This window comes from Paragemmobacter straminiformis, from assembly GCF_014243445.1.
GTDB lineage: Bacteria > Pseudomonadota > Alphaproteobacteria > Rhodobacterales > Rhodobacteraceae > Paragemmobacter > Paragemmobacter straminiformis.
Genome location: NZ_JACLQD010000005.1, coordinates 102,703 through 122,590, shown reverse-complemented (window position 1 = coordinate 122,590; position 19,888 = coordinate 102,703). Strand labels below are relative to the sequence as shown.

Here is a 19,888-nt window from a genome sequence, read left to right as displayed (position 1 = left end):
TCCTTTCCCCGTCCAAAGGGAGGACAGCGTGTCCACACTCACCCCCGCCAAATCGCAGCTGCCCCAGATCACCCATACCCGCAATCCGGGCATGGACCTCGACCTCGACTGGGTCGCGGCGGTGCAGGCCAACACCTCGGCCATCGAACGCCGCGCCGCCAGCCTCGGCGGCCGCCGCTCGGTGAAAAAGGACTATCAGGCGGCGTGGCTGCTCAAGGCGATAAGCCTGATCGACCTCACCACGCTCTCGGGCGATGACACCTGGGGCCGGGTCGAGCGCCTCTGCGCCAAGGCCCGCCAGCCCGTCGCGCCGTGGATGCTGGAAAAACTCGGCATGCAGGGCCTGACCGTCGGCGCGGTCTGCGTCTATCACGACATGGTCGCCACGGCCGTCCGCGCGCTCGAAGGCACAGGCATCCCCGTCGCCGCCGTCTCGACCGGCTTTCCCGCGGGCCTGTCGCCCTTCCGCCTCCGCATCGCCGAAATCGGCGAAAGCGTGAAGGCGGGCGCGCGCGAAATCGACATCGTCATTTCCCGCCGCCATGTGCTGACGCAAAACTGGCAAGCCCTCTATGACGAGATGCGCGAGATGCGCGCCGCCTGCGGCGAGGCCCATGTCAAAGCCATCCTCGCCACGGGCGAACTCGGCACGCTGCGCAACGTCGCCCGCGCCAGCCTCGTCTGCATGATGGCAGGCGCCGATTTCATCAAGACCTCCACGGGGAAAGAGGGGGTCAACGCCACCCTTCCCGTCTCTCTCACCATGATCCGCGCCATCCGCGACTATCAGGACCGCACCGGCATCAAGGTCGGCTACAAACCGGCCGGCGGGATCGCCAAGGCCAAGGACGCGCTCCTCTACCTCGCGCTGATGAAGGACGAACTCGGCCACCCGTGGCTGCAACCCGACCTCTTCCGCTTCGGCGCGTCGTCCCTCTTGGGCGATATCGAACGCCAGCTCGAACACCACCTGACCGGCCACTATTCCGCCGCCAACCGCCACGCGATGGGTTAAGACCATGACGATCAAGGAAATCTTCGACGCCATGAGCTACGGCCCCGCCCCCGAATCCAACGCCGAGGCCAAGGACTGGCTCGCCCGCCACGCCGCTGCCTTCGGCCATTTCATCGACGGCCAGTTCACCAAACCCGCAGCGGGCTTCGCCACGCGGAACCCCGCCACGGGCGAAACGCTCGCCACCGTGACCCAGGGCACCGCGGCCGATGTGGCAACCGCCGTCGCCGCCGCGCGCCGCGCCCAGCCGAAATGGGCCGCCCTCTCGGGCCACCAGCGCGCCAAATACCTCTACGCCCTCGCCCGCCTGACCCAGAAGCACGCCCGCCTTCTGGCCGTGCTGGAAACGATGGACAACGGCAAGCCGATCCGCGAAAGCCGCGACATCGACCTGCCGCTCGTGTCCCGCCATTTCTACTATCACGCAGGGCTTGCCCAGCTTGCCCCCGCCGAACTGCCCGACCACGCGCCGCTCGGCGTCGTGGGGGCGGTGATCCCGTGGAACTTCCCGCTCCTCATGCTGGCATGGAAGGTCGCCCCCGCCCTTGCCGCGGGCAATACCATCGTCCTCAAACCCGCCGAATACACCCCCCTCACCGCCCTCCTCTTTGCCGAGATCAGCCGCGAGGCGGGTCTGCCCAAAGGCGTGCTGAACATCGTCACGGGCGATGGCGACACGGGCGCCGCCCTCGTCGCAGCCCCCGTCGACAAGATCGCCTTCACCGGCTCGACCTCGGTCGGCAAGGCGATCCGCCGCGCCACCGCCGGCACGGGCAAGGCGCTGACCCTCGAACTGGGGGGCAAATCCCCCTACATCGTCTTTGACGACGCCGATATCGACAGCGCGATCGAAGGGCTGGTCGACGCCATCTGGTTCAATCAGGGACAGGTCTGCTGCGCCGGTTCCCGCCTTCTCGTGCAGGAAGGCATCGCCCCCCGTTTCCATGAAAAGCTGAAGCGCCGCATGGACGGGCTGCGCATCGGCGACCCGCTCGACAAGTGCATCGACGTGGGCGCCGTGGTCGACCCGATCCAGCTTGCCACCATCACCGGCATGGTCGACGCCTCCGAAGGCGAAATCTACCGCGCCGACACCCCCCTTCCGGCGCAGGGCTGCTTCTACCCGCCGACGCTCATCACCGGCCTCTCCTCGGCCTCGCGCCTGATGCAGGAAGAGATCTTCGGCCCCGTCCTCGTCTCCATGACCTTCCGCACCCCCGCCGAAGCGGTCGAGCTTGCCAACAACACCCGCTACGGGCTGGCGGCAACGGTCTGGACCGAAAACGTCAACCTCGCCCTCGACATCGCGCCCAAGCTCAAGGCGGGCGTGGTCTGGGTCAATGCCACCAACCTCTTCGACGCCGCCGCAGGCTTCGGCGGGCTGCGCGAATCCGGCTTCGGCCGCGAAGGCGGGTGGGAGGGGCTGATGGCCTATCTCAAACCGCGCGCCAGCGGCAAACCGCTGAAACCCGCAGCACCCTTCCCCGAACCGGCCACCCCCGAAGCCCCGGCACTCGACCGCACGGCGAAACTGTTCATCGGCGGCAAACAGGCCCGCCCCGACGGCGGCTATTCCCGCCCCGTCTGGTCGCCCAAGGGCAGGCTTCTGGGCCATGCGGGCCTCGGCAACCGCAAGGACATCAGGAACGCGGTCGAAGCCGCCCATGCCGCCAAAGGCTGGGCGAAAACGACCGCCCACGCCCGCGCGCAAATCCTGTATTACATGGCCGAAAACCTTTCGGCCCGCGCCGAGGAATTTGCCCGCCGCCTGCGCGACCTGACCGGACGCTCCTCAGGCGAGGCCGAGGTGGCGCAAAGCATCGACACGCTCTTCACCTATGCCGCATGGGCCGACAAATACGACGGCGCCGCCAAATCCGTCCCGATCCGCGGCGTGGCGCTGGCGATGCACGAACCCTGCGGCGTGATCGCGGCGCTCTGCCCCGATGACGCGCCGCTGCTCGGCCTCGTCTCGCTCATGGCCCCCGCCATCGCGATGGGAAACACCTGCGTCCTCGTCCCCTCCGACCCTTTCCCGCTTGCCGCGACCGATTTTTACCAGGTGCTCGAAACCTCCGACGTTCCGGCGGGGGTGGTGAACATCGTCACGGGCAGCCACGCCGAACTCGCCAAACCGCTGGCGGGCCACATGGACATCGACGCGCTCTGGTCCTTCTCCTCGTCCCCCGTCTCGAAACTGGTCGAAGAGGAAAGCGCCACCAACCTCAAACGCACATGGGTCAATCACGGCAAGGCGACCGCCTTCCCCCTTGCCCCCCGCAGCGCCCTCGCACAGGCAACCGAGGTAAAGACCATCTGGGTCCCCTACGGCGAATAGCGGCTTTCATACTCGTGCAAATATCCTGCGGGGGGTGCCATGCGGCCCGCCGCATGGCAGGGGGGCCGCACAGGCCCCCCCCCTTTTCGCCTCACGCCCCCCGCGCCTCACGCCCCCCCGCGCCTCACGCCCGTCCGGCAGCCGCCGAAAGCGTCAGCGGATCGACCCCGAGGCCCTTCAAAGCCCCCGCCCATTTTCCCGCATCATCGCCCGAGAATACCAGCTCTCCCGGCGCATCGCCGACCAGCCAGCCATTGGCACGGATTTCGGCTTCAAGCTGCCCCGGCCCCCATCCGGCATAGCCCAGCGCCAGCAGCGCCTGCGCCGGACCCGCGCCCTGCGCCAGCGCCTCCAGAATGTCCAAGGTCGCCGTCATCCCGTAGCGCGCATCGATCCGCATCGTCGCAGGCCCACCCGCGTAATCGGCCGAATGCAGCACGAAACCCCGCCCCCGCTCGACAGGGCCACCGAAATGCACCCGGATATCGCGCCCCGCTGGCGCGCGCGGAATGGACAGTTGCTCCAGCAGGCCCGCGAAACTCAGCTCGGGGCTGGGCTTGTTCACGATCAGGCCCATCGCACCCTCGGCCGAATGGGCGCACAGCAGGATCACGGCGCGCTCGAAACGCGGATCGCCCATGCCGGGCATCGCGATCAGCAGCTTGCCGTCCAGATCGGTGACCTCGTCCATCGCGACTCTCCCGCTTGCCCGTCCCCGCTTGCCCGCCCAATGTGGGGCTGCGACCGCAAAGCCTCAACCCCGTTTCCATCCCGCGCGGCGTCTCGTCAAAGTGATTTCCCATTTTCCGCCCATCGCCTAATTTCCCTGCCATGACCTTTTTCCCAGCCATGACCTTGCGCCAGATACCCGCCACCTGCCTTGCCGCCTGCCTTGCGCTGCTCGCGCCGCCCGCCCATGCGCTGACGCAGGACGATGTCCTCGCGGCCCGGCTGCTGCCGGGCTGGCAAACCGCATCCGGCACCCGCATGGCCGCCTTCGAACTGGTCCTCGCCCCCGGCTGGAAAACCTATTGGCGCGCCCCCGGCGAGGCGGGAATACCCCCCAGCTTCGACTTTTCCGGCTCGACCAACCTGCAATCGGTCGAAATCCACTGGCCCCGCCCTGTGGTTTTCGACCTGAACGGCATGCAGACCATCGGCTATCATGACGGCGTGGTCCTGCCCTTCGAGGTCACGGCCAAAGATCCCGCAAAACCCGTCGCCCTGCGCGTCAGCGTCGATCTGGGCGTCTGCAAGGACATCTGCCTTCCCGCGGCCCTCAGCTTCGACGCCGAATTGCAGGGCGCGGGCAGCAAGCAATCCGCCATCTCGCAGGCACTGGCAGACATGCCCACCCCGGCCAGCGCGGCGGGGCTTACGGGCATCGGTTGCAGCCTCGACCCCATCTCGGACGGGCTGCGCATCACCGCGCGCATGGGCCTTGCGGCCCTCGGGCCGACCGAAACCGTGGTGTTCGAAACGGCAACCCGCGGCGTCTGGGTCTCGCAGGCCAGCGCATCGCGCAACGGGGCCGAGTTGACGGCCGTCTCCGAAATGGTCCCGCCCGACGGCGCCCCCTTCGCGCTCGACCGCTCGGGCGTCACCGTCACGGTCATCGCGGAAAACAGCGCCGTGGAAATCAACGGCTGCCCCGCGCCCTGACCACGATTTTTCTGCGAAAAATCACCCGACCGCCCGACGGCCCGCGCCCAGACTGCCCGCGCACCGCCCGCCTGCTCCCCGACCGCCAGCGCACCCCTCCGCAACATCCGCGACGCACCGATTTTTCGCAGAAAAATCGCCGCCCCGCCACCTAGCGCCGTCACCCAGCGCCGTCCCCTGTCCCCGTCACTTGCGGCGGCGATGCTCTTCCAGCCTCGGCAGGATTTCCACGAAATTGCAGGGCCGGTGGCGATAGTCGAACTGCCAGAGCAAAATCTCGTCCCAGGCATCGCGGCAGGCCCCGGGCGACCCCGGCAAGGCGAACAGATAGGTTCCCCCCGCCACCCCGCCACAGGCCCGCGACTGCACCGCGCTGGTGCCGATCTTCTGCATCGACACGATGGTGAACACCGTCCCGAAGGCCTCGATCTCCTTCTCGTAGACATCCCGATGCGCCTCGACCGTCACATCGCGCCCCGTCAGGCCCGTGCCGCCCGTGGTCAGGATCACATCGACCGCCGGATCGGCAATCCACGCCCGCAACTGCGCCGCAATCGCCGCGCGGTCGTCCCGCACGATCCCCCGCGCCGCAAGCTGGTGCCCGGCGCCCTGCAACCGCTCGACCAAAGTGTCGCCCGACCGGTCGTCGGCCGCGCTCCGCGTGTCGCTCACCGTCAGCACCGCGATCCGCATCGCGATGAACTCGCGGCTTTCGTCGATCCGGCTCATCCCCTACCCCCGTTGCACAAGCGCAAGCCTCAGCGCGAGTCCCGCAAAGATCGCTGCACTCGCCCGCCCCAACCAGCGCGACAGCGCCGCCGATTGCGCCAGCCTCTGCCCGATGCTGCCCGCAAACAGCCCGACCAGCCCGTTCACCACGAAGCCGCCGGTCGCAAAGACCAGCCCCAGCACCATGAACTGCGCCAGCACCGGCCGCGCGGGGTCGATGAACTGCGGCAGCAGCGCAAGGATGAACAGGATGACCTTGGGGTTCAGCAAATTCACCATCATCGCCTGCCCGAACACCCGCGCCGCCGACCGTTCCGCCACAGCCCCCGCCCGCAGCGGGCCCGCCCGCAGCGCCTGCACCGCCAGCACCAGCAGATAGGCCACCCCCGCCCAGCGGATCAGATCGAAGGCCAAGGGATGCGCCGCCACCAGCGCCCCCAGACCCAGCCCCGCAACCAGCGTCTGGACCAGCCCGCCCAGCGCGATCCCGGCATTGGCCGCCATCGCCGCCCTGCGCCCCGACCGCAGCCCCTGCGCCAGCGTGAACATCATATCCGCCCCCGGCGTCAGGTTCAGCGCCAACCCCGCCACGGCGAATGCCGCCAGAACCGAAGGCTCGACGATCCAGCTCATCCCCCCAGCCGCGCCCTGATCGCCAGCAGGTCGGCCCAGGCGTCACGCTTGGCCGACGGGTTGCGCAGCACCTGCGCGGGCGAGACCATCGGCCTCACCGGCTTGCCCAAAGCCTCGGCCCAGTGGCCGCGCAGCCGCAGCACGCCCTTGGCCCCCAGCAGCATGGCGCAGGGCGCATTGCCCATCGCCACGATCACATCGGGATCGACCAGCGCGATATGCCGCTCGACAAAGGGGCGCAGCATGGCAATCTCGTCGGGCGTCGGCTCGCGTTGCGCGGGCGGCCGCCACGGCAGGACGCTTGTGACATACAGCCCCGAAGCCCGCTCGCCCGCGTCCCGCGCCAGCCCGATGGCCGCGAACATCCGGTCCAGCAGCACCCCCGCCGGCCCGACAAAGGGCTTGCCCACGATGTCCTCCTCGCGCCCCGGCGCCTCGCCCAGCACCAGCACCCGCGCCGAGGGGAACCCGTCCGCAAAGACAAGCGACCGCGCCCCCTTCTTCAACTCGCAATGTTCAAACTGTTCCAGCGCCGCCCGCAGCTCCGCGACCGTGCCGGCCGCCGCCGCCGCAGCCTTGGCCGCCGCGACCGCCTGCCCCGCCTCGGCCGCCGCCCGCGCCTCGGCCGAAATGACCGGCATCACCTCGGCCCGCGCCACCGGCGCCGTGGCGGCAGCGGCCTTGGTCTTGTCGGGAAGCACATAGGCATTGACCGGCCTGTCCCCGATCACCTCGGTCACGCCCAGATCGGCCTGCCACGCCAGCGCCGCCAGCGCCGCATGCCAGCTTTCCGGCCCTTCCCAGACCTCTGCCGCGATGTCGCCCTCGATTCCCATGCCGGCAAAGGTAGGCCCGCCCCCACCGCGCCACAACCCGCCATTTCAGCCGCGCCACGGGCGCAGGACCGGCGGGATTTTTCGCAGAAAAATCGGGGTGCCGCGCAAATGCCCCGGCAAAGCCCGCTTGTCGCATCGCCGCAGCCTACCTATAAGCCGCAGGAAGCGGCCCGCCAGCCCGCGCCAGATGAGGACAGACCATGACCTTCCGCGCCCGTCACCTCCTCGGCATCGAACAGCTTTCCCCGCTTGAAATCACCACCATCCTCGACCTCGCCGACCGCTACGTCGACCTGAACCGCCGCACGGTGAAATCCTCCGACGTGCTGTCGGGGATGACGCAGATCAACATGTTCTTCGAAAACTCCACCCGCACGCAGGCCAGTTTCGAGCTTGCGGGAAAACGCCTCGGCGCGGATGTGATGAACATGTCCGTGGCCTCGTCCTCGGTGAAGAAGGGCGAAACCCTCATCGACACCGCCATGACGCTGAACGCCATGCACCCCGACCTTCTGGTCGTGCGCCACGGCGCCTCGGGCGCGGTGAACCTGCTGGCAAGCAAGGTCAACTGCGCCGTCCTGAACGCGGGCGACGGGCGGCACGAACACCCGACGCAGGCGCTGCTCGACGCGCTCACCATCCGCCGCGCCAAAGGGCGCATCCAGCGCCTCACCGTCGCCATCTGCGGCGACATCGCCCACAGCCGCGTGGCGCGGTCGAACCTGATCCTGCTCGGCAAGATGGAAAACCGCATCCGCCTGATCGCGCCTCCCACCCTCATGCCCGCCGGGGTGCAAGACTTCGGCTGCGAGCTTTACGGCGACATGAAAAAGGGTCTCGAAGGCGCCGATGTCGTCATGATGCTCCGCCTGCAAAAGGAACGCATGGACGGCGGCTTCATCCCGTCCGAGCGCGAATATTACCACCGCTACGGGCTCGACGCCGAGAAACTCGCCTTCGCCAAGCCCGATGCCATCGTCATGCACCCCGGCCCGATGAACCGCGGGGTCGAGATCGACGGGGAATTGGCCGACGACATCAACCGCTCCGTCATTCAGGAACAGGTCGAAATGGGCGTCGCCGTCCGCATGGCCTGCATGGACCTGCTGGCCCGCAACCTCCGCGCGGAACGGGGCCGCGCCCTCGCGGCCGTGATGCCATGACCGACCCCCTGCGCATCCCCCTGACACAGGACCGGGCGATCTGGCTTTTCGCCATCGACCTGCCCGACGAACAGGTGGACGCCTTTCTTGAAACCGGCCTCGCCGCGGCCCTCGGCGCGGCCGAACTCGACCCCGCGCAGGTCGAGGTGATCGACACCGACACCATCCGGCTCATCGGCCTTGCGACCTATCTGACCGAGGCGAACGGCATGGACGACGCCACCGTCGCCCCCGATGCCGTCCTGCTCGACAGTCTCAAGGGGCGGCTTCTCATGGTGTTCCGCGCCGCACTCGGCACGGGCGGCACGCATCTTTCCCCGCAAGCGCCCCTGCGCTTCATCGGCCACTATACCGAACCCGCCACAGGCCCCATCCTGCCCATGCCCGCAACCGCCTCGGCCAAGGGCGTGCTGGAAGGCCCGCGCGGCAAGCCCGTGTCCGATGCCGCCATGTCGGGCCGGATCGCGATGGCCGTGCTGGTGTTCCTCTTCATCTTCACCGCCGTTTTCATCTGGATGGCGTCATGAAGATCGCGCCCGACAGCATTCTCGGCGGCGAAACACCCCTCGCGGCGGGCGAGGTTCTGCTGGCCGAATTCCGCCCCGACCCCGCCGCCTATTGGCGCGGCCACGGCATCCTTGCCCTGCTCGGCGGCATCGCGGCGGGTCTCGTGCTTGTGGTCTTGGGCAATCCGCATCCTTGGGTCGGCCCCGTTGCCGCCGCACTGGCCATCGGCCTGCGCGCCGCCTACCTGCGCTCGGAAGCCCTCGGCCAGCGCTGGCGCCTGACCGACCGCCGCCTGCTCGGCCCCGGATTGCGCGACATCGCCCGCGAGGACATCGTCGCCGCACGCCCCTTTCTGGGTGACGTGCAGCTCGTCACCCGTCAGGGCGACAAACACCTCATGAAATACATCGGTAACGCCCCCGCCGTTATCGCAGCATTGGGAACGGGCAGACGCGCATGACCACGCTTCACCTTGTAAACGCGCAGATCGTCAACCCCGAAGCGGGCACCGTCTCGACCGGATCGGTCACCCTTGCCAAGGGGCTGATCGCGGCGATCGACGGCCCCAAACCCAAAGGGGCCACCGAAATCGACTGCGGCGGCCATTACCTCGCCCCCGGCATGGTCGACATCGGCGTCAAGGTCGGCGAACCGGGCGAACGCCACAAGGAATCCTTCCGTTCCGCAGGCCTCGCCGCCGCTGCGGGCGGGGTCACCACCATCGTCGCCCGTCCCGACACCACCCCCGCCATCGACACGCCCGAAACGCTGGAATTCGTCACCCGCCGCGCGGCCGAGGCCTCGCCCGTCCGCATCCGCCACATGGCCGCCCTGACCAAGGGCCGCGAGGGGCGCGAGATGACCGAAATCGGCTTCCTGCTCGATGCGGGCGCCGTGGCCTTTACCGATGCTTTCGCGGTGACGACCGATACCAAGGCGCTGTCGCGGGCGCTGACCTATGCCCGCAGCCTCGGCGCCTTGGTGATCGGCCACCCGCAGGAACCGGGCCTGTCGAAGGGGGCCGCCACCACCTCGGGCAAATTCGCCTCGCTGCGCGGCCTGCCCGCCGTCTCGCCCATCGCCGAACGCATGGGGCTCGACCGCGACCTCGCGCTGGTGGAAATGACCGGCGCGCGCTACCACGCCGACCAGATCACCACGGCCCGCAGCCTTCCCGCACTGCAACGCGCCAAGGCCGCAGGGCTGGACGTGACCGCCGGAACCTCGATCCACCACCTGACGCTGAACGAGATCGACGTGGGCGACTACCGCACCTTCTTCAAGTTCACCCCGCCCCTGCGGTCCGAGGAGGACCGTCTGGCAATGGTCGAAGCCGTCGCCACCGGCCTGATCGACACGATCAGCTCCATGCACACGCCGGCCGACGAAGAGTCAAAGCGCCTCCCCTTCGAGGAAGCCGCCGCAGGGGCCGTCGCCCTCGAAACCCTGCTTCCCGCCGCCATGCGCCTGTTCCACGCGGGCCACATCGACCTGCCCGCGCTGTTCCGCGCCCTGTCGCTGAACCCCGCGCGCCGCCTCGGCCTGCCGCAGGGCCGCATGGAACCCGGCGCGCCCGCCGATCTGGTGCTTTTCGACCCCCACGCCCCCTTCGTCATGGACCGCTTCACCCTGCGCTCCAAATCGAAGAACACGCCCTTTGACGGCCAGCGGATGGAGGGTAAGGTCCTCGCGACCTTCGTCGCCGGGACGCAGGTGTTCAAAGCGTAAGCCATGCCCGATTTCACCAGCCCTCCCCTTGCCCTGCTTCTGACCGTGGCCTTCGCCTATCTGCTGGGCTCCATCCCCTTCGGTCTGGTCATCACCCGCGCCTTCGGATTGGGCGATCTGCGCAGCATCGGCTCGGGCAACATCGGCGCGACCAACGTGCTGCGCACCGGCAACAAGCCCGCCGCCCTTGCGACCCTGCTGCTCGACGCGGGCAAGGGCGGCATCGCCGTGCTTGTCGCGCGCAGCCTCGTAGGCCCCGACGCGGCGCAACTCGCAGCACTCTTCTCGTTCCTCGGCCACCTCTTTCCGGTCTGGCTCGGCTTCAAGGGCGGCAAGGGCGTCGCCACCTTCATCGGCACGGCTCTGGCACTGGCATGGCCCGCAGGGCTGGCGGTCTGCGCGACATGGCTGGCCACGGCGCTGCTGTCGCGCATCTCCTCGCTCTCGGCGCTCATCGCCACCGCCCTTGCCCCGGTCTGGCTGATCCTGTTCGAACAGGGCGATATGGTCCTGCTCGCCACGCTGCTTGCGGCACTCGTCTGGCTCCGCCACGCCGCAAACATCCGCCGGCTCAAGGACGGAACCGAACCGAAGATCGGCGCGAAAAAGGGCTAGCGGCCCTTTTCATGCTCCAGCCGCTGGCGGGCGATGGCCTCGAAGCGGTCGGCCTTCAACTGGTCGCCCAGGGCCTCTGCGACAAACCCCAGATGCGCCTCGACCGCCGCCCGCGCCGCCGCCGGATCGCGCGCCTGCAAGGCCGCGTTGATGGCACGGTGCTGGTCCAGCAGCACATCGCGCGTGGTGCGGGCCCGAAACAGCATCTGGCGGTTGTAGAACACCCCCTGCCGCAGCAGGTCGAACATCGACCGCATCATATGCAGCATCACCACATTATGGCTGGCCTCGATGATCGCCATGTGGAACTCGGCATCCAGCCCCGCCTCGTCCGAAGGGTCGCGCTTGCCATGCGCGACTTCCATCTTGCGAAAGACCGCATCCACCACCGCAAGATCCGTGTCCGACGCCAGCCGCGCCGCCCGCTCGGCGGCCAGCCCCTCCATGTCGCGGCGAAAGGCAAGATAGTCGAACACCGCCTCGTCATGCCGCGCGAACAGGTCCACCAGCGCCGGCGCAAAGGCCGATCCCAGCACCTCGGCCACATAGATCCCCGCATTGGGCCGCGCCACCAGCAGGCCCCGCTCGGACAGATCCGCCACCGCCTCGCGCAGCGAGGGGCGCGACACCTCCATCCGCTCCGCCAGTTCCCGCTCCGAAGGCAACCGCTCTCCCGGACGCAGGATTCCGCGCAGGATCAAAAGCTCGATCTGGCGCACCACGCTTTGCGACAGCTTTTCCGTCTGCACTTTCTGGAACGGCATGGACCCCCCGCGATCTGCGCGATCTGGTCTGAAACTATGACCAAAACGCCGCAAAAAGGAAAGGCCGGACCCTGCGGCCCGGCCTTTCACCGAAAGATAGGGGGGCTATGCCGCCTTACTTGTAGGGGCGGATGATGATTTCCACGCGGCGGTTCTGCGCGCGCCCCTGCTCGGTCAGGTTCGAGGCGATCGGCTGGTCCTCGCCACGCCCGAACGCGGTGATCCGCGCATTCGGCACGCCGCTTTCGCGCAGCACCTGCGCCACCGAAACCGCGCGGCGCTGCGACAGGTCCTGGTTGTAGGCTGCCGATCCGGTGTTGTCGGTATGGCCGACGATCTGGATCTGGCTGTTCGGATAGCGCTGCAAATTGCCCGCGATCGACTTGATGTCCCGCGTCAGGTCGGGCCGCAGCGTGGCGCTGTCGACCGCGAACAGCACGTCCTGCGGCATGTTCACGACCAGATAGTCGCCCATGTTGGTCACGTTGAACGCGCCGTTGATGCCGCGCAGCTCGGCAGCCTGCTGGTCAAGGCTGTTGCCGATGGCCCCGCCCACCGCAGCACCGATGGCACCGCCGACAATGGCCTTGGCGAACGAGTCGTTGTCGGCATTGGCCCCCGCAGCGGCCCCCAGCAAACCGCCGATCACGGCGCCCGCATTGCGGTTGGCGTTCGGATTGGTCGCGACCGACCCCGCCGATTGCGGCCCGTAGTTCGGATCGGTGCAGGCGGTCAGGCCCAAAAGGGCAACAGCCGAAAGGGAAAGGGAAATCTTCATGCTCATGGGAATGGCCTCGTCTTGTTTTTCTGGCCCGCAACATCGGGCTTGCGGGCAAGGGTATACCAGTCACCGGCGCGGGCAGATAGGCCCGCCCGCCTTTTGGCGGCTTTCCGCCCATCACATTCCGGTGCGGGCGGCCTCCCATGCCAGAATGGCGCGCTTGACCGGCAGGCCCCAGTGATAGCCCCCCAGCTCTCCCGATTTGCGCAAGGCACGGTGACAGGGGATCAGAAAGGAAATCGGGTTCCGCCCGACCGCCGTTCCCACCGCGCGCACCGCCTTGGGGTGGCCCACGGCTCCGGCAAGCTGCGAATAGCTCGTCACATGGCCGGTCGGCACATGCAGCAAGGCTTCCCAGACCTTGATCTGGAAGGGCGCCCCGATCAGGAACACCGGCACCTCCCCGCCGCTGGCCCCGAAAGCCGCCGCGACCCAGGGCGCCAGCAGGGCGGCATCCTCGGCATAATCCGCAAAGGGCCAGCGTCGGCGCAAATCCTCGAAGGCCTCGGCCTCGCCCATCTCGGCGGCAAAGCCCATCCCGCAGATGCCCCGCTCGGTGCCCATGACGATGGTGCGCCCGAACGGCGTGTCGAACCACCCCCAGCGGATCACCAGCCCCGCACCCCCCTTGGCGTAATCCCCCGGACTCATCGCCTCCCAGCGCAGGAACAGGTCGTGCAGCCGCCCGCCCCCCGACAGCCCCGTGGCAAGCGAGGTTTCCAGCACCGTGAACCGCTCGGCCAGCAGCCGGCGGGCATGGTCCAGCGTCAGATACTGCTGGTAGCGCTTGGGCGACACGCCGACCCATTGGGTGAACACCCGCTGGAAATGCGCCGTGCTCAGCCCCGTCCGCGCGGCCAGATCGTCAAGCGTCAGCGCAGGGCCGCCCGCGTCGATCTCGCGCAGCGCGCGGGCAATGACGGAATAATGGTAGCTCGGGCTCTGGTCGGTCATGGCGGCTCTCCTCGGGGCTGACCATAGGCCATTGCACCGCCGCCACGCGACCCGATTTCTGCGCCTTCCTCCGGTCCCGCCTCCGGCAAAGACTTGCCCGACCGGCGGCTCTCGCATAAGCCCCGTTGCATGGTGCGACAGTTGACATATGCCGAAATGAAGGACGCCTTCACGCGGTTTCAGGCCATCGAGCCGGAACCCAAGGGCGAATTGCACCACACCAACGCCTTTACCCTGCTCGTCGCCGTGGCGCTTTCCGCACAGGCGACCGACGCGGGCGTGAACCGCGCCACCGGACCGCTGTTCCAGATCGCCGACACCCCCGAAAAGATGCTCGCCCTCGGCGAAGAGGGGCTGACCGACCACATCAAGACCATCGGCCTGTTCCGCAACAAGGCCAAGAACGTCATCAAGCTGTCGCGCATCCTTGTCGACGACTACGGCTCTTGCGTCCCCTCAAGCCGCGCCGCACTGCAATCGCTGCCCGGCGTCGGGCGCAAGACCGCCAATGTCGTGCTGAACATGTGGTTCCGCCAGCCCGCGCAGGCGGTCGATACCCATATCTTCCGCGTCGGCAACCGCACGGGGCTTGCTCCGGGCAAGGACGAAACCGCCGTCGAACGCGCCATCGAGGACAATGTCCCCGCCGAATTCCAGTTGCACGCGCATCACTGGCTGATCCTGCACGGGCGCTACATCTGCGTCGCGCGCAAACCCAAATGCGGCATCTGCCCGATCCGCGACCTGTGTCTGTATGAGGAAAAGACCGATGAAGAAATATGACGTGATCGGCATCGGAAATGCCATCGTGGACGTCTTCACCCAAGCCGACGACAACTTCATCGAGATGATGGGGATCGAGAAAGGCATCATGCAACTGGTCGAGCGCGAGCGGGGCGAGGTGCTTTACGCCGCGATGAAAGACCGTGTGCAGGCACCCGGCGGATCGGTGGCGAACACCATCGCGGGTCTGGGCAACCTCGGCCTGCGCACCGCCTTCATCGGGCGCGTGCATGACGATGCCTTGGGCCGCTTCTACGCCAAGACGCTGGCCGATGGCGGCACCGATTTTCCCAACGCCCCCGTCCCGGGCGGAGAGCTGCCCACCTCGCGTTCGATGATCTTCGTCTCGCCCGACGGCGAGCGGTCGATGAACACCTACCTCGGCATCTCCTCGGAACTCGGCCCCGAAGATGTGGCCGACACCGTGGCGGGCGATGCGGCACTGCTCTTTCTCGAAGGCTATCTCTACGACAAGCCCAAGGGCAAACAGGCCTTCGAACGCGCCGCGAAGCTTTGCCGTCAGGCGGGCGGCAAGGCGGGCATCGCGCTGTCCGACCCCTTCTGCGTCGACCGCCACCGCGACGATTTCCGCCGCCTCGTCAAAGACCTCGACTATGTGATCGGCAACGAACACGAATGGTCGTCGCTCTACCAGACCGACCTGTCCACCGCCCTCGAACAGGCCGCGCGCGATGCCGGCATGGTCGTCTGCACCCGCTCGGGCGACGAGGTGATCCTTGTCCGTGGCGAGGAAACCGCAACCGTTCCGGTGCGCCGCGTCGTGCCGGTCGATGCCACGGGCGCGGGCGACCAGTTCGCCGCAGGCTTCCTCTACGGCCTCGCCACGGGTCAGGACCTGCACACCGCAGGCCGCATGGGCTGCGTGGCGGCCGCCGAAGTCATCAGCCATTTCGGCGCGCGGCCCGAAACCGACCTCAAGGCGCTGTTCCGCAAGGAAGGGCTGGTCTGACGGGGGGAAAGCAAAAGTCTTCCAAGACTTTTGCAAATTCCTTCAAAGGAATTTGCCCTGCGCAGCGGTCAGACCAACAGGCGCACCGGTTCTTGGTTGCAGAAGATCACGAACTGGCCTGCGTTTTCCGCGACGTGGAAGCCCCGGCGTTCCGCTTCGTAAAGAAAGCGGCGACGGCCGATAAGGCGCTCCACATCCCTGACCTTGCGGCGGACGATCCCGCCCTCGGCCACGGATTTGGCGCTGAAGATCTGGACGATCCAGCGGTCTGGGGTGACTGGGAGGGGCAGGTCGCGCATGCGGCCATCCTGCGGCCGAACGGTTAACGGGCGGTTAAGCCACATGGCGCAACGCGCGTGCGTTTTCCATCTTGCCTTGGCGCAACGCTTGGGTAATCGTCGCCGCCATGACACGGGATCTGCATATCGCATCACTCGGCCGCGACCGGGGGGGCCGCGCCTCTGGCGCCCTGCCCCGCCCTGCGCTTCTTCTCCTTCTTAGCCGCCTCTGAGCGTGCCCTTGGGCGCGACCGCTCGGAGGTGACAAGCGCCCGAAGGACAAGACAGCCAAAAGAATTCAAAGGACCGATCCCATGACCGACAAGACCTCGCAACCCCGCGTTCTGATTTTCGACACCACCCTGCGCGATGGCGAACAATCGCCCGGCGCAACCATGACGCACGAGGAAAAGCTCGAAATCGCGGGCCTGCTCGACGAAATGGGCGTCGATATCATCGAAGCCGGTTTCCCCATTGCCTCCGAAGGCGACTTCGCCGCCGTGTCCGAAATCGCCAAGCGCGCGAAGAACTCGACCATCTGCGGCCTCGCCCGCGCCAATTACAAGGATATCGACCGCTGCTGGGAGGCGGTGAAGCACGCCCGCTCGCCGCGCATCCACACCTTCATCGGCACCTCGCCGCTGCACCGCGCCATTCCGAACCTGACGATGGACGAAATGGCCCAGCGCATCCACGACACCGTGACCCACGCCCGCAACCTCTGCGACAACGTGCAATGGTCGCCGATGGACGCCACGCGGACCGAAGACGACTACCTCTGCCGCGTCGTCGAAATCGCCATCAAGGCGGGGGCCACCACGATCAACATCCCCGATACCGTCGGCTACACCTACCCGATGGAAAGCGCCAAGATCATCCGCATGCTGCTCGAACGCGTGCCGGGGGCCGATACGATCATCTTCGCCACCCATTGCCATAACGACCTCGGCATGGCGACCGCCAATGCCTTGGCCGCGGTCGAGGGCGGGGCGCGCCAGATCGAATGCACCATCAACGGCTTGGGCGAACGCGCCGGCAACACCGCGCTGGAAGAGGTGGTCATGGCCCTGCGGGTGCGCAACGACATCCTGCCCTATCGCACCGGCATCGACACGACCAAGATCATGAACCTGTCGCGCCGCGTGGCGTCGGTGTCCGGCTTCCCCGTGCAGTTCAACAAGGCCATCGTCGGCAAGAACGCCTTCCTGCACGAATCCGGCATCCACCAGGATGGCGTGCTGAAAAACGTCGAGACCTTCGAGATCATGCGCCCCGAAGACATCGGCCTGACGCAGAAGAACATCGCGATGGGCAAGCATTCCGGCCGCGCCGCCCTGCGCTCGAAGCTCAAGGAACTGGGCTACGATCTGGCCGACAACCAGCTCAACGACGTGTTCGTGCGCTTCAAGGCCTTGGCCGACCGCAAGAAAGAGGTCTACGACGACGATCTGGTCGCTCTGGTCGCCGACGAGGCGACGATGGACGCCCACGACACGCTGGTCCTCAAGAAGCTGCGCGTGATCTGCGGCACCGATGGCCCGCAAGAGGCCGACATGGTCCTGACCATCGACGGGGTCGACCATCACATCGACGCCACGGGCGACGGTCCGGTCGATGCGGCCTTCAACTGCGTGAAGATGCTCTTCCCGCACAAGGCGCGGCTTCAGGTCTATCAGGTCGCCGCCGTGACCGAAGGCACCGACGCGCAGGCCACCGTCAGCGTGCGGCTCGAGGAAGAGGGCCGCATCGTCAACGGCTCCAGCGCCGATACCGACACCATCGTCGCCAGCGTGAAAGCCTACGTCAACGCGCTGAACAAGCTGATCGTGCGGCGGCAGAAAACCGCGCCCGATGCCGATGTGAAAACCGTGAACTACCGCGACGCGGGCTAAGACCGCGCAAGTCCGCAACGACGGCAAAGGGGTGGCTCAGGCCGCCCCTTTGTCATTTGCGGCGCAAGCGGGATGCGGCCAAAGCGGGGCGCGGCCCAAAACAGGGCGCGGCTAAAGCGGGCCGAACCGCACAGCCAGCGCCGCCGCATGCGGGGCCAGCGCGGGCACGCCCGCCCATTGCGCCAGCAGATCGGCCCAGCGCAGCGGGGCAAAGACCACATCCGCCCCCTTCACCCGCGCCGCGAAATCCGCCACCTCGGCCCGATGCGCCCCGATCGCCGCCGGATCGACCGGCTTGCCGTTCGCCCATGCCACGGGCGCCGCATGCAGATACACCAGGACCGCCCCGCGCCCGCGCTTTTGCGCCTGATTGCGCAGCCCGTAGGCGTGTTTGACCAGCTGCACCGCATCCAGATGCCGGAACCGCAGCGCCCCCGACGCAAGCGCCCCGCGCAACGCGTCATAGCGCGCCATGCCCTCGCCCCAGTCGCGGCTGTCATAGGCTTCGGAAAACACCGTGGCCTTGGCGGGGCGGAACGGCTCGTATCGCTTGGCCTCGATCCCCACCAACGAGGTCGCCGTGGTCACCGCCGCATCGAGCCACGGGTGCCGCCCCCCCTTCCAGGGAAAGCGCATCTCGGCCTCGATCTCGACCTGTTCGGGCCGTCCCATCGGCACGCCGGGCAAGGGCGGCAGCAAGCCGGGCCGCTCAAGAAACCGGCCAAAGGCATTGGCCGCCAGCGCCGCCGAAGACTCGGGGCTGTCGAACTTGCCGGACGCGATCTCGTTCCCCGCCCCCCGCATCAGGGCGGCAATCACGGCGTCGGCAGGCACGTCGGGCAGGAACTCGGGCAAGGCACACCCCTTTGGGCCACGGAAGCATCGCCCCCAATACGACCCTTCCCGCGCGGGGGAAAGGGCCGATCCCGCCCCCCTTTCACGCCGACAGCGCCCCCCGCCCGGCACGCTTTCCCGACCAAAGGTTTGAAAATGGAAAACCTGCCGGAAATTGACCCCGCATTCGGGCCGGAATTGCAGGATAATGCACAACCCAAGGCTGTCACGGGGAATTGCGCGGGCCGCTTGGCGCGGGGCTTTCGCATTCGCGCAGGTCTCTTTATATGGACTGACCCGCCTTGGACCCGTCCGAGTCGCAGGCACACATCTTATGCGTGAAACAGGGACACACCCCGTATGTCTATACTCTCGAGCCTCTTCTCGTCGGATATGGCAATCGACCTCGGCACGGCAAATACGCTGGTTTACATCCGGGGCAAGGGGATCGTGCTGAACGAACCCTCGGTGGTGGCCTATCACGTCAAGGACGGCAAGAAGCAGGTGCTCGCCGTCGGCGAGGATGCCAAGCTGATGCTTGGCCGCACCCCCGGCACGATCGAGGCGATCCGCCCCATGCGTGACGGCGTGATCGCCGATTTCGACAGCGCCGAAGAGATGATCAAGCATTTCATCCGCAAGGTCCACAAGCGCACGACCTTTTCCAAACCGAAGATCATCGTCTGCGTGCCGCATGGCGCGACGCCGGTTGAAAAGCGGGCGATCCGCCAGTCGGTGCTTTCGGCAGGCGCCCGCCGCGCGGGCCTCATCGCCGAACCCATCGCCGCGGCCATCGGTGCGGGCATGCCCATCACCGACCCCACGGGCAACATGGTCGTCGACATCGGCGGCGGCACCACCGAAGTCGCGGTCCTGTCCTTGGGCGACATCGTCTATGCCCGCTCGGTCCGCGTCGGCGGCGACCGCATGGACGAGGCGATCATTTCCTACCTGCGCCGCCACCAGAACCTGCTGATCGGTGAATCCACCGCCGAACGCATCAAGACCTCCATCGGCACGGCGCGCATGCCCGACGACGGGCGCGGCGCCAGCATGACGATCCGCGGCCGCGACCTTCTCAACGGCGTGCCCAAGGAAACCGAGATCAACCAGGCCCAGGTGGCCGAGGCCCTTGCCGAACCCGTCCAGCAGATTTGCGACGCGGTGATGCAGGCGCTCGAAGCCACCCCGCCCGATCTGGCGGCCGATATCGTCGACCGTGGCGTGATGCTCACGGGCGGCGGCGCGCTTCTGGGCGACCTCGACCTTGCGCTGCGCGAACAGACGGGGCTTTCCATCAGCGTGGCGAATGAATCGCTCAACTGCGTGGCCCTCGGCACCGGCAAGGCGCTTGAATATGAAAAGCAACTCCGTCACGTCATCGACTACGACAGCTAACATCCGTC

At 67.3% G+C, this 19,888-nt stretch carries 21 protein-coding genes; 12 read left to right on the top strand and 9 right to left on the bottom strand.

The window, feature by feature from the left end:
• The first annotated feature begins 28 nt into the window (after positions 1-28).
• Positions 29-1,015: a deoxyribose-phosphate aldolase gene (gene deoC / locus H7F16_RS16175; protein WP_185798671.1), complete on the top strand. Its 987-nt coding sequence runs from the start codon at positions 29-31 to the stop codon at positions 1,013-1,015.
• A gap of 4 nt (positions 1,016-1,019) precedes the next feature.
• The gene (locus H7F16_RS16170; protein ID WP_185798670.1) at positions 1,020-3,353 is read left to right on the top strand and encodes an aldehyde dehydrogenase family protein; all 2,334 of its coding nucleotides are present in this window, start codon (positions 1,020-1,022) and stop codon (positions 3,351-3,353) included.
• A 124-nt stretch (positions 3,354-3,477) separates the two neighbouring features.
• Here H7F16_RS16170 and H7F16_RS16165 read toward each other — a convergent pair whose 3' ends face one another.
• Positions 3,478-4,044 carry a YqgE/AlgH family protein gene (locus H7F16_RS16165; RefSeq protein ID WP_185798669.1) on the bottom strand — a complete coding sequence of 189 codons (567 nt, stop codon included), beginning with the start codon at positions 4,042-4,044 and terminating at the stop codon, positions 3,478-3,480.
• A 140-nt stretch (positions 4,045-4,184) separates the two neighbouring features.
• On the opposite strand from H7F16_RS16165, the gene H7F16_RS16160 reads away from it, so the two are divergent.
• Positions 4,185-5,015 carry a protein-disulfide reductase DsbD domain-containing protein gene (locus tag H7F16_RS16160; protein ID WP_241741487.1) on the top strand — a complete coding sequence of 277 codons (831 nt, stop codon included), beginning with the start codon at positions 4,185-4,187 and terminating at the stop codon, positions 5,013-5,015.
• A gap of 186 nt (positions 5,016-5,201) precedes the next feature.
• Here H7F16_RS16160 and moaB read toward each other — a convergent pair whose 3' ends face one another.
• Genes moaB through H7F16_RS16145 form a run of 3 tightly spaced genes read right to left on the bottom strand, consistent with a single transcriptional unit; the run spans position 5,202 to position 7,213 of the window.
• A complete protein-coding gene (gene moaB, locus H7F16_RS16155; RefSeq protein ID WP_185798668.1) occupies positions 5,202-5,744 on the bottom strand; it encodes a molybdenum cofactor biosynthesis protein B in 543 nt (180 codons plus the stop codon).
• 3 nt (positions 5,745-5,747) lie between these two features.
• Positions 5,748-6,368 carry a LysE family transporter gene (locus H7F16_RS16150; protein WP_185798914.1) on the bottom strand — a complete coding sequence of 207 codons (621 nt, stop codon included), beginning with the start codon at positions 6,366-6,368 and terminating at the stop codon, positions 5,748-5,750.
• Positions 6,369-6,373: 5 nt separating this feature from the next.
• Complete coding sequence (locus H7F16_RS16145) at positions 6,374-7,213, bottom strand: uracil-DNA glycosylase (RefSeq protein WP_185798667.1); 840 nt, start codon at positions 7,211-7,213, stop codon at positions 6,374-6,376.
• 200 nt (positions 7,214-7,413) lie between these two features.
• Here H7F16_RS16145 and H7F16_RS16140 point away from each other — a divergent pair, with 200 nt between their 5' ends.
• Genes H7F16_RS16140 through plsY form a run of 5 tightly spaced genes read left to right on the top strand, consistent with a single transcriptional unit; the run spans position 7,414 to position 11,226 of the window.
• The gene (locus H7F16_RS16140) at positions 7,414-8,376 is read left to right on the top strand and encodes an aspartate carbamoyltransferase catalytic subunit (protein WP_185798666.1); all 963 of its coding nucleotides are present in this window, start codon (positions 7,414-7,416) and stop codon (positions 8,374-8,376) included.
• Positions 8,373-8,903 carry a hypothetical protein gene (locus tag H7F16_RS16135; protein WP_185798665.1) on the top strand — a complete coding sequence of 177 codons (531 nt, stop codon included), beginning with the start codon at positions 8,373-8,375 and terminating at the stop codon, positions 8,901-8,903. Before H7F16_RS16140 ends, H7F16_RS16135 begins: the two co-directional genes overlap by 4 nt.
• Entirely contained in the window at positions 8,900-9,343 is a 444-nt protein-coding gene (locus tag H7F16_RS16130) for a hypothetical protein (protein WP_185798664.1), read from the top strand. The genes H7F16_RS16135 and H7F16_RS16130 overlap by 4 nt, the downstream gene beginning before the upstream one ends.
• Positions 9,340-10,611, top strand: coding sequence for a dihydroorotase (gene pyrC, locus H7F16_RS16125; protein ID WP_185798663.1), 1,272 nt, complete (start codon positions 9,340-9,342; stop codon positions 10,609-10,611). Before H7F16_RS16130 ends, pyrC begins: the two co-directional genes overlap by 4 nt.
• A 3-nt stretch (positions 10,612-10,614) precedes the next feature.
• Positions 10,615-11,226, top strand: coding sequence for a glycerol-3-phosphate 1-O-acyltransferase PlsY (gene plsY, locus H7F16_RS16120; RefSeq protein WP_185798662.1), 612 nt, complete (start codon positions 10,615-10,617; stop codon positions 11,224-11,226).
• On the opposite strand, the gene H7F16_RS16115 is transcribed toward plsY, so the two are convergent.
• From H7F16_RS16115 to H7F16_RS16105, 3 genes are all read right to left on the bottom strand, one after another.
• Complete coding sequence (locus tag H7F16_RS16115; RefSeq protein ID WP_185798661.1) at positions 11,223-11,990, bottom strand: FCD domain-containing protein; 768 nt, start codon at positions 11,988-11,990, stop codon at positions 11,223-11,225. The two genes, plsY and H7F16_RS16115, sit on opposite strands and share 4 nt — an antisense overlap.
• Before the next feature lie 115 nt (positions 11,991-12,105).
• On the bottom strand, positions 12,106-12,774 hold the full coding sequence (locus H7F16_RS16110) for a YiaD family glycine zipper/OmpA-like lipoprotein (RefSeq protein ID WP_185798660.1): 669 nt from the start codon (positions 12,772-12,774) through the stop codon (positions 12,106-12,108).
• 114 nt (positions 12,775-12,888) lie between these two features.
• Positions 12,889-13,725 (bottom strand): methylated-DNA--[protein]-cysteine S-methyltransferase, encoded by an 837-nt coding sequence (locus H7F16_RS16105; protein ID WP_185798659.1) that lies wholly within the window; start codon positions 13,723-13,725, stop codon positions 12,889-12,891.
• A gap of 129 nt (positions 13,726-13,854) precedes the next feature.
• Between H7F16_RS16105 and nth the strand changes: the two genes are divergently transcribed.
• Both nth and H7F16_RS16095 read left to right on the top strand, forming a co-directional pair.
• Positions 13,855-14,508, top strand: coding sequence for an endonuclease III (gene nth / locus H7F16_RS16100; RefSeq protein ID WP_185798658.1), 654 nt, complete (start codon positions 13,855-13,857; stop codon positions 14,506-14,508).
• The gene (locus H7F16_RS16095; RefSeq protein WP_185798657.1) at positions 14,495-15,478 is read left to right on the top strand and encodes an adenosine kinase; all 984 of its coding nucleotides are present in this window, start codon (positions 14,495-14,497) and stop codon (positions 15,476-15,478) included. The genes nth and H7F16_RS16095 overlap by 14 nt, the downstream gene beginning before the upstream one ends.
• Positions 15,479-15,546: 68 nt before the next feature.
• Here the strand turns inward: H7F16_RS16095 and H7F16_RS16090 are convergent, their stop codons facing one another.
• On the bottom strand, positions 15,547-15,777 hold the full coding sequence (locus H7F16_RS16090; protein ID WP_185798656.1) for an N-(5'-phosphoribosyl)anthranilate isomerase: 231 nt from the start codon (positions 15,775-15,777) through the stop codon (positions 15,547-15,549).
• 293 nt (positions 15,778-16,070) lie between these two features.
• Here H7F16_RS16090 and H7F16_RS16085 point away from each other — a divergent pair, with 293 nt between their 5' ends.
• A complete protein-coding gene (locus H7F16_RS16085) occupies positions 16,071-17,648 on the top strand; it encodes a 2-isopropylmalate synthase (protein ID WP_185798655.1) in 1,578 nt (525 codons plus the stop codon).
• A gap of 111 nt (positions 17,649-17,759) precedes the next feature.
• On the opposite strand, the gene H7F16_RS16080 is transcribed toward H7F16_RS16085, so the two are convergent.
• Positions 17,760-18,503, bottom strand: coding sequence for a PGN_0703 family putative restriction endonuclease (locus H7F16_RS16080; RefSeq protein ID WP_185798654.1), 744 nt, complete (start codon positions 18,501-18,503; stop codon positions 17,760-17,762).
• 339 nt (positions 18,504-18,842) lie between these two features.
• On the opposite strand from H7F16_RS16080, the gene H7F16_RS16075 reads away from it, so the two are divergent.
• The gene (locus H7F16_RS16075; protein ID WP_185798653.1) at positions 18,843-19,880 is read left to right on the top strand and encodes a rod shape-determining protein; all 1,038 of its coding nucleotides are present in this window, start codon (positions 18,843-18,845) and stop codon (positions 19,878-19,880) included.
• Positions 19,881-19,888 lie beyond the last annotated feature (8 nt).